This window comes from Silvania hatchlandensis (assembly GCF_025564065.1).
In the GTDB taxonomy this organism is placed as follows: domain Bacteria; phylum Pseudomonadota; class Gammaproteobacteria; order Enterobacterales; family Enterobacteriaceae; genus Enterobacter; species Enterobacter hatchlandensis.
In genome coordinates, this window is record NZ_JAMGZK010000046.1 from 87,000 (window position 1) to 99,211 (window position 12,212).

Sequence of the window (12,212 nt, forward strand, 5' to 3'; positions counted from 1 at the left end):
TTTTAATGACTAATTGATCTATCTGCATATATTAAAAGGGTTCATGTATCTACATGAACCCTTAATGATATATACTAAGTATTTAGAGCCTGTCTCACCAGGACTTTATTCCAGACGATAAGACCAGAGGTAAAATGCAACATGGCCTAATACCATGACCTGTGAATACCGTCGAGATATTCGCAGACAAGCAAACCGTTCTGCCAGAAGCGCTCAAAGAAACCTACATCACGCCACTCCTGGAAACGCCGGTACTAATCGCCCGAAGGGGCTGTTATAAGTCTATCGTTATAATCATGCGCCAGGGAAAGTAGTATTTGCGTTACGCCACCTGCGGATAATTGGGCACTGTGGGTAAAATTCGTTTGTTTGTATAGCCAATCGATGAAGTGCCTGCTGGCCGCTATAGAGAGCATTTCAGCATTACTGCTATCACCCCCTGTTAATGGGCAAACCATCTTACGGTTTTTTCCCTGGATCCAAAGTGACCATTGACTTTGCCACCATCCATGGTGCGTTTTTCCCTGAAAATACCAGGGGGTATTCGTATCACTGTCGCTTATATCTTCTTCTATAAACCAAAGCTCGCCTTGTTGTTGACGAAACAGTTCTGCCCACACAGTAATAACCGCGCCACGAAGAAAACATTCGTGAGAAATAACATGTGTTTTTATCTCAGGAAAGAGGATATTCAGTACCCGAAAATGCCCGTGGGCAGCGATAACCGGACGCAGAATAGCACCTTTGGCGTTGCGTTTGAGTACCGCACTTCCATACTGAATTTCATCAAATTGACTCCGGCGTAGAAAATGCATCTCACGCATATCAACGCGTTTTACGATATCACTATGATGCAATTCAGGCTCAATATTCCCTCTCCAGAGATAACGTAGGGTTTCCCCGATCGGATGCTGAGTAAAATTAGTGGAAAGATGAAGGATATTACCTCGGATAGCATCGAAACTGAGTAGAACATACAATTTCTGATCTCCTCTGCCCCCCTGGAATGGCACAATTAAAGGCACTGTTTCAATCTGTACTGGTGGTATTACTTCTCCTGGTAATTGCCGTTTAGGTGTCCAGACTTTTCTGCAGACTCGGCACTGAACGCGCTGTGTTCCCCGTGGATTATGACCATAACAGATAGTTTTATTGCAATAACATTCAGGACAAAAATGACCGTTTTCAAAGGCATATGCACTTAAGTGAGCAGACAGCCATTCATTAAATTGTTGTTCATCAAACAGTGGGGGATAACTCCCGCATGCTCGACAGTGCAATGCCGGGAACCCCAGTCTGTAGTCTGGCCAACTGTAATCTGCAGATGCCGATATGGGTAGCCCTAAATTGCGGCAACCAAACGATTTGCACGTATTAATCGTAAATTGAGTCAATATACGTCACCAACGATTTTTAGAGGTCGCTAATGTTAGACCATAACTTCGATTTGATTGTGTGAACAGGCGCACGTATCAATGTCTTTCAGAACGTAAAATACCCGAAATTAATGTGAATGAAGGAACAAATTATGAAATTAAAAGCGATTGCTGCGGGTATTTTGTTGACATTACCACTCTGGGCTTGTGCCAAGGATATCACCATTATTTATACCAATGATCTCCATGCCCATGTGGAACCCTATAAAGTGCCATGGATTGCAGACGGAAAACGTGAAATCGGTGGCTGGGCGAATATCACCACTCTGGTAAAAAATGAAAAAAACAAAAACAAAGCCACATGGTTTTTTGATGCAGGTGACTATTTTACCGGCCCTTATATCAGCAGCTTAACGAAGGGCAAAGCAATCATTGATATTATGAATACCATGCCGTTTGATGCGGTCACAATGGGAAATCATGAATTTGATGATGGTTGGGATAATACGTTGCTCCAGCTTAGCCAGGCGAAATTCCCCATTGTGCAGGGCAATATATTTTATCAGAACAGCGATAAAGCATTCTGGGATAAGCCATATACCATTATTGAAAAAGATGGCGTGAAAATTGGCGTGATAGGTTTGCACGGTGTATTTGCCTTCAATGATACTGTTTCTGCTGTAATGCGCGAAGGTATTGAAGCACGGGATGAGATTAAATGGTTACAGCGTTATATTGATGAACTTAAGGACAAAGTGGATCTGACCGTATTACTGGTTCATGAAGGCACGCCTGCCCGTCAGTCAAGTAAAGGGAGTACCGATGTGCGTCGTGCGCTGGATAAGGATATTCAGACGGCAAGCCAGGTAAAAGGTCTGGATATTCTGATTACCGGACATGCGCATGTCGGTACGCCGGAACCGATTAAAGTAGGCAATACGCTGATCCTCTCAACCGACAGTGGTGGTATCGATGTAGGGAAACTGGTCCTGGACTACAAAGAGAAACCACATAGCTTCACGATGAAAAATTTCGAACTGAAAACCATTTACGCAGATGAGTGGAAGCCCGATCCGCAAACGAAGGAAGTGATTGACCGCTGGAATAAGAAACTCGATGAAGTGGTTGGACAGACGGTGGCGCAGTCGCCGGTTGAATTAACACGTGCATATGGTGAATCAGCTTCACTGGGCAATCTGGCTGCGGACGCTTTGCTGGCCGCTGCGGGTAAAAATACACAGTTGGCCTTAACCAACTCTGGCGGTATCCGCAGTGAGATCCCGTCTGGTGCGATTACGATGGGTGATATCATTAGTACGTTCCCATTCCCTAACGACCTGGTCACCATGGATCTCACCGGTAAGCAATTACGTAGTCTGATGGAACATGGCGCAAGTTTAAGTAATGGCGTCTTGCAGGTCTCAAAAGGGCTGGAAATGAAGTATGACAGCAGTAAACCTGTCGGAAAACGGGTCCTGGCGCTCACACTTAATGGTAAAGCGATTGAGGATTCGACGGTTTACCACATTGCTACCCAGAACTTCCTTGCTGATGGAGGGGACGGTTTTACCACGTTTACCGAGGGTAAAGCGCGTAACACAACCGGTGGGTATTCCGTTTACAAAGCAGTGATCGATTACTTTAAAGCAGGTAATACCCTCACCGATGAACAACTTAAAGGTAAGCGCGTTGCTGATGTGAAAAAATAAATCTGTGATGCGGTAAAAGGCAAAGTGATATCACCTAAACCCGATCTTAAAGACATTTTCAGATAAAGGGGGCACTTTGCTTTTCTGCGTTCGTCCTCACCCTGTGGGTGAGGACGAATATAGGCTACCTGTGCACGCGCACCGGCGCCGTTGCTGCAACCAGCCAAGGACGAGCGTCGCTGTTAACGTGCGGCGAGAGCACCTCGCGTACCTGCTGGTGATATTCATCCAGCCACTGGATCTCTTTGTCACTTAGCAGATGCAGCTCCACCTGACTCAGGTCGACTGGAGCCAGCGTCAGCGAGGCAAAGCGGCAGAACCCCGGGGTGCTTTCGACAATCTCCACCTGATTTTCAATACGGATCCCGTACTGATCCGCCAGATAATACCCCGGCTCGATGGTGATGATACTCCCCGCCACCAGCGGCCACGGATTGACCTTCTTCGCGATACGCTGCGGGTTCTCGTGGATTAGCAACTGATGACCCACCCCGTGTCCGGTCCCATGATCAAAATCCAGCCCCAACTCCCACAACTCACGCCGCGCGAAGGCGTCGATCTGATGCCCGCAGGTCCCGGATGGGAACTGCAGCGTAATCAGCGATAAAAAGCCTTTCAGGACTGCGGTGTAGTGCAGACGACACTGCGCGCTCAGCGTGCCGAAGGCCAGCGTACGCGTGGCGTCGGTGGTGCCGTTGTGGTACTGCCCGCCGGAATCATTCAGGTAAAAATGGTTGCGGGTGATAGCGGTGTTGGTTTGCTCGCTGGAGTGGTAATGGCACATCGCCGCATTACTGGCCGACGCGGAAATCGTGGCAAAACTCTGCTCGATAAACCCGGGCTGCTGCTGGCGAAATGCCAGCTGTTTAGCCTGCGCTTCCAGTTCAGTCAGTGGATTGCCAGTGACTTCGCGACGGGGAACCTCATGCGTCAGCCAGGCGAGGAAGTTGACCCACGCCGCGCCGTCCTGCTGATGGCTGTCGCGATAGCCGGCCAGCTCGGTGGGGTTTTTATGCGCTTTTAGCAGGGTAATGGGTTCGGCCTGCCAGACAATCTCGCCCTGTGGCTCGACCGCAAAGCGCAGGGCGACAGGGGCACAATCGGCATCCACCATTACGCGCTTACCGGCGCAAAGCTGCTGGCTGCGCGTCAGAAAGGCGGACTCTGGCGACAGGACCAGGCTCTCCAGCAGCGAGGCCGGGAGCGCCTGCGTTTTCTCCGGTGTGACAAACCACTCCACCGCGCCGTCGCGGCCCAGCAGGGCAAACGAGTTCGGAACCGGGCTCATCGGGATATCGCTGCCGCGCACGTTGAGCAGCCACGCAATATTATCCGGCTGGGTAATCGCCAGATAATCAACTTGCTGCTCGTCCAGCAGGGCAGCAACGCGCTGACGCTTATTGGCGCTTCTTTCTCCGCTGATCTCAACGGGCATTTCACGGATCGCGCCCGTCGGTGGCGCAGGACGATCCTGCCAGAGAACATCAAACGGCGAGTCGTTCAGCGGGACAAGGTCGCAATGGCTGGCATTGAGTCCCTCGAACTGGGCGTTAGTCATCAGCAGGGCTTCGAAGGCGATACGGGCGCCGGCTGCAACGTGCTGTGTCAGCCATGCTGGCAGCGGATCGTTGTGCAGATGCAGGATCTCCACGTCGGCCAGATCAACCTGCTGGTGGGCCTGAACCTGATAACGACCATCGACAAACAGCACGGCGCGATCGCGCAGGATCAGGGCGTGGCCCGCCGAACCGTCAAAGCCCGTCAGCCAGGCCAGCACATCAGCATGGGGGTGGCAATATTCGCTCTGAAAAGCATCGGCACGCGGGACGATAATGCCGTCCAGCCCCTGCGACGCCAGCCACTGGCGCAGTGCAGAGAGCGGTGTTGTGGTTTGCATAACTTTCCTTTTTATGATTAACGGAACGGCGGCTCGTTAAAGGTCCGCAGTTTACGCGAGTGTAATTTATCGCCCTCGGCGCGCAGCAGGTCGATGGCGCGAATACCAATTTGCAGATGCTCGGAGATCGCCCCTTCGTAGAAACGGTTTGCCTGGCCGGGGAGCTTAATTTCACCGTGGAGCGGCTTATCAGAGACGCACAGCAGGGTGCCGTAGGGCACGCGGAAGCGATAACCTTGCGCGGCGATGGTGGCGCTCTCCATATCGATCGCGACCGCGCGGCTTAAATTAAAGCGCAGCGCCGAAGCCGAGTAGCGCAACTCCCAGTTGCGGTCGTCGGTGGTGACTACTGTGCCGGTACGCAGACGCTGTTTAACCTCTTCACCCGGCATCCCGCTCACCTCTTTGGTGGCGTCATACAGCGCGCGCTGCACTTCGGCAATGCTTGGGATTGGAATGTCCGGTGGCAGCACTGCATCCAGCACGTGATCGTCGCGCAGATAGGCGTGTGCCAGCACGTAATCGCCAATCAACTGGCTTTCACGCAGGCCGCCGCAGTGGCCAATCATCAGCCAGACATCCGGGCGCAGCACCGCGAGATGATCGCAGATGGTTTTGGCATTCGACGGGCCGACGCCAATGTTAATCAGCGTAATGCCCTGGCCGTCAGCGGTGATCAGATGCCAGGCTGGCATCTGGTGTTTTTTCCACGCCAGATCGGAAACAGCCTGCTCCGGTGCCTCGGTTTCTGCGGTGATCCAGATCCCGCCCGCGCAGGACAGCGCGATGTAAGGGCTGTCGGGATCGAGGATCTGACTGCAACCCCAGCGGACAAACTCATCCACATAGCGGGTGTAGTTGGTGAACAGCACAAACGGCTGAAAATGTTCCGCCGGGGTGCCGGTGTAGTGCCGCAGGCGTGCCAGCGAAAAATCGACGCGGCGGGCGTCGAAGTGCGACAGAGGGGAAAACTCCGCCGGATGGTAGATCCCGTCGGCGGTTTCATCGCCAATTTGTGATAGCTCGGTGGTGGGGAAGTGACGCGTCAGCCCGGCGCTCATGGAGCGATCGAGCGTCAGCTCTGAGCCGTCAATGACGTATGGATAGGGGATCTCGTGGCGCGAAGGCTCCACGGTAATGTGGGCGTTGTAATCCTGATACAGCAGCGTCAGCTGTTCTTCCAGATAGGGGCGAAACAGCTGCGGACGAGTGATAGTGGTGGAGTAACAGCCTGGATGCGTGAAGCGCGCATAGGCGCGGGTTTTCGGCAGGTTGGTGGCGCTGCCATCCCAGGTCACAGAAAGCGAAGGATAGACAAAGAGGCCATTCAGTCGGGCCTCTGCATCGGGAAGCGTTCCGTCTTCAATATAGCGACTTATTGCGCCACGCAGCGCGTTTACCGCCTGCTCATACATCGTATTTAGCGTGTCCAGTGCCTGAGCCGGGGTCAGGCTGGAGCCCTTATTATTCATCTCTGTCTCCTTAATACAGGTATGCGGCGTTATCCGATAGTATGTCACCTGTATATGAAACAAAAGTCAGGAGATCGGGGCGCGGCCTCTTTCATCGAGGCTATGCTTATCGGACGCGCGGAGCGACAGAGGAAGGGAATGATGCGTCGTATTAACTTGTTGGGCTATTTAGCTGCTTTATTGGTCAGTCAGAGTGCGCTGGCGGTAAGTTACCCCTTGCCGCCTGAAGGGAGTCGTCTGGTGGGGAACCCGCTGGTCATCACCGTTCCGCAGGGCAACACCCTGCCGCTCGAAGCGTTTGCGGCGCAGTACAGCCAGGGCCTGAGCAACATGCTGGAGGCCAATCCGGGAACAGATCTGTTTTTACCCCAATCCGGTTCGCAGCTGATTGTCCCACAGCAGGTCATTTTGCCCGACACGGTGCGTGAGGGCATTGTGGTGAATGTGGCGGAAATGCGTCTCTATTATTATCCGCAAGGCAGCAACACCGTTGAGATCCTGCCGATCGGTATTGGCGAGGCCGGACGTGAAACGCCGCGCAACTGGGTCACAACGGTTCAGCGCAAGCAGGAGGGGCCGACCTGGTCACCGACGCCAAACACGCGTCGTGCCTATGCCAAAGAGGGGAAAACCCTGCCTGCCTTTGTGCCTGCCGGGCCGGACAACCCGATGGGGCTGTATGCCATTTATATTGGCAGGCTGTATGCCATTCATGGCACCAATGCGAATTTTGGCATCGGCCTGCGCGTGAGCCAGGGCTGTATTCGTCTGCGCGACGACGATATCAAATATCTGTTTGATAATGTCCCGGTCGGGACGCGCGTCCAGTTAATCGATCAGCCAGTAAAAACGACCACCGAACCGGACGGCAGCCGCTGGGTGGAAGTGCACGAGCCGCTGTCCCGCAATCGGACGGAATTTGAGTCCAGCAATAAAGTACCGTTGCCCATCACGCCCGCGCTGCGCGCGCAGCTGAAAGGGGCAGGGGTGGATACCGTGCGGGTTGACGGCGCGCTGGAGCGGAGATCGGGGATGCCGGTGAATATCGGCTATGGGGCACTCGAGACGCCATTGGTGGCCTCAGGACAGTAAAAATGAAAGCAAAAAGCCCGCTTAAGTTTCCTTAAGCGGGCTTTTATGTCGAGAACGTTTAACACCCCCCAGGTTGGTTAAACGTTGGTCACTGCCAGCAAGGTTATCCTCCGGGCAACGTATTGAAGCACGACGTCTCGCTGCGCTTCAGGCATGTGACTTTCAGTGTAAGTATCCACGAGTAGCTGATGGCTCTTCACAACGTCTGCCAGCCACCTTTTGGCCAGGGTCGGATTGATCTCCATCCCCTGAGCCAGAAGGATAAAGTCTGCGCCCAGGTATTCTCCGTAGGCTGAATCTATTCCTGGCGCGTTACCGGCATCGTTCTCTTCACACTCAAGGAGCGGCAACGCTAAGTACTCGCTGAACGCAGCAGGGTAGGGCACAACGCTGATAAAATCATAGACAGGGGCCAGATATGGCGCCCCCTTTTCGGGGAGCATGATCCCGATATTACGCAGATGAAAATCATTATTACCCAGCACATAGGCGTAAACGATGCGTAAAAAGAGGTCACGCTTACTCTTTAAACTACTGCTCACCGAACTATTTAAAAATTTAGCGGCTCTCTCGTAACTGACGTTTTTCTTATTATTAATATTGCCATATTTATCGCTAAGCCCCATCGCGCCATCCAACTGTTCCTGATGCAACCTTGCTCTGTCTGCACTCAGGCGGTCATAGCGCTTAATCACAAAAGCCAGTTCATCTTGTCGGTTGTCTTCATGCTTAAATGACATAAGCCCAAAGGGAGGGACATCAAATTTCAGACGTTGCATGACGCACATTGTGGCATGCTCATTTTCAGCAAGGTGCGGATACTCTTCCGGAGAAGGCTTTAAGATGTAGGTACCGTTGTTGCTGACGACTATTAGCTCTCCACTTTCCAGACTGAGAGATAGCTTAGGTTGATAGCCTGAAATACTCATCCCTTTCTGACGCTCAGGCAGTTCCTGAATAAACTGGCTACGCGTAAAAGGCAGGTTAAGGGCTACCTTAACACTACCGAACAAGCTCTTAATGCCTTTGATGGAATAGCCCGTGCTTAATTCTTTGTCTTTAAGCGGGTTTAAATTTATCAGGCAGCGTTCTGGATTCATGATGTTATCTCTTTGAGTACTACTGCACCGAGCAAGTCGTTACCATTTTGCATCAGTAAACCGAACAGATCGTTATCGTCAATTTTTTGGATTTCAGAATATCTTTTACGCAACCAACCCTCTGGAGCCAATCCTTTGAAGAAGGGATGCAGTTCTTCGCTTAAATAAGGCTCAGATCTCACCGGCATGCTCAGAGATATCGCCCGGCCGGTATAGGTTGCGTGGTAGCAAAAAGCAAAACCCTTATCCTCTTCGCTCAACGTCCCGGCAGGCTTGTTGTAAAGCCACACCGCTATTTTTCGAGCCATACCTTAATCCCAAGTTCTTTCAGCAATGTATGAAGGTTGATAGCCTTAGCAGATGAAGGGTTCGCAATCAGTCGTTTAAACGTTGAGAGAGAGACGCCAATTTGAATCGCCATCTCTTCATACGTGATGTCTTGTCGTTTTAATTCAGTCGTGAGGATTTGCGTAAGTAATGGGAATGCTAACGCATTCAGAACAGGCGCTTCATCAGATTCAGGTGAGTTTTCTGCCGTAATTAACGGTTGAGCACGCCGCCCCCATTCTTCGGCCATTTTCTGCTTGTCAGATTCAGGAAGTTTTTCGAGTAGTGATTTTATCTCATCAAGGTTCATTTTTGACACTTCCGAAGCGTTGAGCGCTGTTCTGCAGCTATATGTCTCGACTATAGTACGCAAAGGTTCATTTTTGAACCTTTGATGCAGGAAAGTGTATGGTTTTCCGCATGAAGGAAGACATACATTTGAAAAGTGTCATTAATGATACTTGAGGGTGTTTTAAAGAAGGTTTACTTCGGGAGCGTGAAAAGCAAAAAGCCCGCTTAAGTTTCCTTAAGCGGGCTTCTTTAATTTGGCTCCTCTGACTGGACTCGAACCAGTGACATACGGATTAACAGTCCGCCGTTCTACCGACTGAACTACAGAGGAATCGTGTGAACGGGGCGAATATTAGCGATGCCACCGGCCGTTGTCAAAGGGTGTTCCTGCATGTTTGAACCGTTTGCTGACAAAATCAGCAAAGTGGCTGTTTCGTCAACGAATCCGCACACTTTTGGTGCAGATATACCCCTTATGGGGCAGATCATAAACCGTTGTTTCACTTTCAAAAGCGGCCTTATTGATTAGATTCTCTTATTTTCAGCCGTTTAGCGGACATATCGGACCTCTTGTCAAAACTGGCAAGCATCTTGCAAAACACTCTGTACATTCGCGCCGGAACCGGCAACGCATTTCGTACAGGGGGCAAAATGAACTTAAGACGACTGAAATACTTCGTAAAAATCGTCGATATCGGTAGCCTGACCCAGGCTGCTGAAGTGTTGCATATCGCACAGCCGGCGCTGAGCCAGCAGGTGGCCACTCTGGAAGGTGAACTGGATCAGCAACTGTTGATTCGCACGAAGCGCGGCGTCACACCTACCGAAGCGGGCAAAATCCTCTATACCCATGCACGTACTATTCTGCGTCAGTGTGAACAGGCGCAGCTGGCAGTTTGTAACGTTGGACAGACGCTGAGCGGCCAGGTCTCCATCGGGCTGGCACCGGGTACAGCCGCGTCGTCGATTACCATGCCGCTGCTGCAGGCGGTGCGCACTGAACTGCCCGAGGTGCTGGTCTATCTACATGAAAACAGCGGCTCGGCGCTAAACGATAAGCTGCTCAGCGGGCAGCTGGATATGGCCGTGCTGTACGACCGCTCACCTGTGGCGGGGATCACCAGCCAGCCGGTGTTGAAAGAAGATCTCTTCCTGGTGGGGACACGCGACTGCCCGGGGCAGAGCGTGGATTTAACCGCCGTCGCCGAAATGAATCTGTTCTTACCGCGTGATTACAGCGCCGTGCGTTTACGCGTGGATGAAGCCTTCTCCCTGCGTCGCCTGACGGCGAAAATCATCGGCGAAATCGACTCTATCTCGACGCTCACCGCCGCGATTGCCAGCGGAATGGGCGTGACGGTATTGCCGGAATCGGCGGCGCGGTCGCTCTCGAGCGCGGCCAATGGCTGGATGGCGCGCATCACCACGCCGTCCATGAGCCTGCCACTCTCCCTGAACGTCTCGGCGCGCGGCTCACTGTCGCCGCAGGCACAGGCGGTAAAAGAGATCTTAATGTCGCTGGTGAGCCGCCCATCGCTGGAGAATCGTGAGCTGCAGCTGGTCAGCTGATATTCCATAAAAGCATAAGATGCTGGTTTTTATTATTTGTTCTCACGGCGGGCACACCCTAACAATAGCGCTATGACTGATGCGCCGGAGTGAACCGTGAATTTCCAGCAACTTAAAATTATCCGCGAGGCGGCCCGTCGGGATTACAACCTGACCGAGGTCGCCAACATGCTTTACACCTCTCAATCAGGCGTCAGCCGCCATATACGTGAGCTGGAAGAAGAGTTGGGTATTGAGATTTTCATTCGTCGTGGCAAGCGCCTGCTTGGGATGACCGAGCCTGGCAAAGCGCTGTTAACCATCGCCGAGCGGATCCTCAATGAAGCCAGCAACGTACGCCGTCTGGCGGATCTCTTCACCAACGATGCCTCCGGTGTGTTAACCATCGCAACTACCCACACGCAGGCACGTTACAGCCTGCCACCGGTGATCAAGGCCTTCCGCGAGCTGTTCCCGGAGGTGCGCCTTGAGCTTATCCAGGGTACGCCGCAGGAGATTGAAGTCCTGCTGCAAAACGGCGGGGCGGATATCGGGATCGCCAGTGAGCGCTTAAGCAATGACCCGCTGCTGGCGGCCTTCCCGTGGTTTCGCTGGCATCACAGCCTGCTGCTGCCGGTCGACCATCCGCTGACGCAGATTGCCCCTTTGACGCTGGACGATATCGTCAAATGGCCGCTGATCACCTATCGGCAGGGGATCACCGGGCGTTCGCGTATCGACGAGGCTTTTAACCGTAAAGGGCTGACGCCCGATATTGTGCTGAGTGCGCAGGATTCGGATGTGATCCGCACCTACGTCGAGCTGGGGCTGGGGATCGGGCTGGTGGCGGAACAGTCCGGCGGCGAGAGCGAGCAGGGCAGCCTGGTGAGGCTTGATACCCGTCATCTGTTTGATGCCAACACCGTCTGGCTTGGTCTCAAGCGCGGGCAGCTTCAGCGCAACTACGTCTGGCGCTTTATCGAACTGTGCAACGCCGGGCTGTCGGTCGATGAGATTAAACGTCAGGTGATGGAGTCAGAAGAAGTGGCGCTGGATTATCAGATTTAGTCAGGCAAACCCCGCGTTGCGGGGTTTATCAAAGGTCTTCAGTTCAGTCTTTCTGAATAATCAAACGTGAATAGACGGTGGCTTTGCTCGGATCCATCTGGGAAGTCGATGCCATTTGATCGCTCACCTGCACAATCTTCCAGCCCTGTTTTGCCAGTTCCGGAAGGGTGCCTTTCACGCCACCCCCGCAGGTGAAAACGGTGCTGTCATTAACATCCTGGCGACCGCTTGCCAGGGCGCTGACTTCAGGTGAACCGCAAAAATGCGCTTCCCCGGCAATTACCGATGTGCTCATACCCAGTAAAACAACCACTAATAATGTCTTTTTCATT

Annotated in this window: 11 protein-coding genes, 1 tRNA gene and 1 pseudogene; 4 read left to right on the plus strand and 9 right to left on the minus strand. The window is 52.5% G+C overall.

The annotated features are described in order from the left end of the window. Nucleotides 1-152 precede the first annotated feature (152 nt). Both M8014_RS09545 and M8014_RS09550 read right to left on the minus strand, forming a co-directional pair. A pseudogene (locus M8014_RS09545) lies at nucleotides 153-254 on the minus strand (IS5/IS1182 family transposase); the annotation flags it as partial. Beyond that, nucleotides 255-1,397 carry a cytoplasmic protein gene (locus M8014_RS09550; RefSeq protein ID WP_271282350.1) on the minus strand — a complete coding sequence of 381 codons (1,143 nt, stop codon included), beginning with the start codon at nucleotides 1,395-1,397 and terminating at the stop codon, nucleotides 255-257. 131 nt (nucleotides 1,398-1,528) lie between these two features. Between M8014_RS09550 and M8014_RS09555 the strand changes: the two genes are divergently transcribed. Next, nucleotides 1,529-3,085, plus strand: a complete 1,557-nt coding sequence (locus M8014_RS09555; RefSeq protein WP_271282245.1) for a bifunctional metallophosphatase/5'-nucleotidase — start codon at nucleotides 1,529-1,531, stop codon at nucleotides 3,083-3,085. A gap of 124 nt (nucleotides 3,086-3,209) precedes the next feature. Here M8014_RS09555 and M8014_RS09560 read toward each other — a convergent pair whose 3' ends face one another. Together M8014_RS09560 and M8014_RS09565 are read right to left on the minus strand one after the other, a co-directional pair. Beyond that, a complete protein-coding gene (locus tag M8014_RS09560) occupies nucleotides 3,210-4,982 on the minus strand; it encodes an aminopeptidase P family protein (RefSeq protein ID WP_271282246.1) in 1,773 nt (590 codons plus the stop codon). 17 nt (nucleotides 4,983-4,999) lie between these two features. Further along, a complete protein-coding gene (locus M8014_RS09565) occupies nucleotides 5,000-6,454 on the minus strand; it encodes an AMP nucleosidase (protein ID WP_271282247.1) in 1,455 nt (484 codons plus the stop codon). 141 nt (nucleotides 6,455-6,595) lie between these two features. Here M8014_RS09565 and ldtA point away from each other — a divergent pair, with 141 nt between their 5' ends. After that, nucleotides 6,596-7,546, plus strand: a complete 951-nt coding sequence (ldtA, locus tag M8014_RS09570; protein ID WP_271282351.1) for a L,D-transpeptidase — start codon at nucleotides 6,596-6,598, stop codon at nucleotides 7,544-7,546. Nucleotides 7,547-7,623: 77 nt separating this feature from the next. Here the strand turns inward: ldtA and M8014_RS09575 are convergent, their stop codons facing one another. The 4 genes from M8014_RS09575 to M8014_RS09590 all read right to left on the minus strand — a co-directional run bounded on the left by M8014_RS09575 (nucleotide 7,624) and on the right by M8014_RS09590 (nucleotide 9,595). After that, nucleotides 7,624-8,646: a type II toxin-antitoxin system HipA family toxin gene (locus tag M8014_RS09575; protein ID WP_271282248.1), complete on the minus strand. Its 1,023-nt coding sequence runs from the start codon at nucleotides 8,644-8,646 to the stop codon at nucleotides 7,624-7,626. Beyond that, nucleotides 8,643-8,954 carry a HipA N-terminal domain-containing protein gene (locus tag M8014_RS09580; protein WP_271282249.1) on the minus strand — a complete coding sequence of 104 codons (312 nt, stop codon included), beginning with the start codon at nucleotides 8,952-8,954 and terminating at the stop codon, nucleotides 8,643-8,645. Before M8014_RS09580 ends, M8014_RS09575 begins: the two co-directional genes overlap by 4 nt. Beyond that, nucleotides 8,939-9,283, minus strand: a complete 345-nt coding sequence (locus M8014_RS09585) for an XRE family transcriptional regulator (protein WP_271282250.1) — start codon at nucleotides 9,281-9,283, stop codon at nucleotides 8,939-8,941. The genes M8014_RS09580 and M8014_RS09585 overlap by 16 nt, the downstream gene beginning before the upstream one ends. A gap of 236 nt (nucleotides 9,284-9,519) precedes the next feature. After that, nucleotides 9,520-9,595, minus strand: a tRNA-Asn gene (locus M8014_RS09590). A 320-nt stretch (nucleotides 9,596-9,915) separates the two neighbouring features. On the opposite strand from M8014_RS09590, the gene nac reads away from it, so the two are divergent. Further along, entirely contained in the window at nucleotides 9,916-10,833 is a 918-nt protein-coding gene (nac, locus tag M8014_RS09595; RefSeq protein WP_271282251.1) for a nitrogen assimilation transcriptional regulator NAC, read from the plus strand. 96 nt (nucleotides 10,834-10,929) lie between these two features. Next, nucleotides 10,930-11,880, plus strand: a complete 951-nt coding sequence (gene cbl, locus M8014_RS09600) for an HTH-type transcriptional regulator Cbl (RefSeq protein WP_271282252.1) — start codon at nucleotides 10,930-10,932, stop codon at nucleotides 11,878-11,880. A gap of 43 nt (nucleotides 11,881-11,923) precedes the next feature. Here cbl and M8014_RS09605 read toward each other — a convergent pair whose 3' ends face one another. Then, on the minus strand, nucleotides 11,924-12,211 hold the full coding sequence (locus M8014_RS09605) for a hypothetical protein (protein WP_271282253.1): 288 nt from the start codon (nucleotides 12,209-12,211) through the stop codon (nucleotides 11,924-11,926). Nucleotide 12,212: the final 1 nt, after the last annotated feature.

Bases quoted from the DNA above. Each gene is read 5' to 3' on its own strand.
- M8014_RS09575 (WP_271282248.1), bottom strand. From the start codon at position 8,646: ATGAATCCAGAACGCTGCCTGATAAATTTAAACCCGCTTAAAGACAAA.
- M8014_RS09605 (WP_271282253.1), bottom strand. From the start codon at position 12,211: ATGAAAAAGACATTATTAGTGGTTGTTTTACTGGGTATGAGCACATCG.
- nac (WP_271282251.1), top strand. From the start codon at position 9,916: ATGAACTTAAGACGACTGAAATACTTCGTAAAAATCGTCGATATCGGT.
- M8014_RS09580 (WP_271282249.1), bottom strand. From the start codon at position 8,954: ATGGCTCGAAAAATAGCGGTGTGGCTTTACAACAAGCCTGCCGGGACG.
- M8014_RS09585 (WP_271282250.1), bottom strand. From the start codon at position 9,283: ATGAACCTTGATGAGATAAAATCACTACTCGAAAAACTTCCTGAATCT.
- ldtA (WP_271282351.1), top strand. From the start codon at position 6,596: ATGCGTCGTATTAACTTGTTGGGCTATTTAGCTGCTTTATTGGTCAGT.
- M8014_RS09565 (WP_271282247.1), bottom strand. From the start codon at position 6,454: ATGAATAATAAGGGCTCCAGCCTGACCCCGGCTCAGGCACTGGACACG.
- M8014_RS09560 (WP_271282246.1), bottom strand. From the start codon at position 4,982: ATGCAAACCACAACACCGCTCTCTGCACTGCGCCAGTGGCTGGCGTCG.
- M8014_RS09555 (WP_271282245.1), top strand. From the start codon at position 1,529: ATGAAATTAAAAGCGATTGCTGCGGGTATTTTGTTGACATTACCACTC.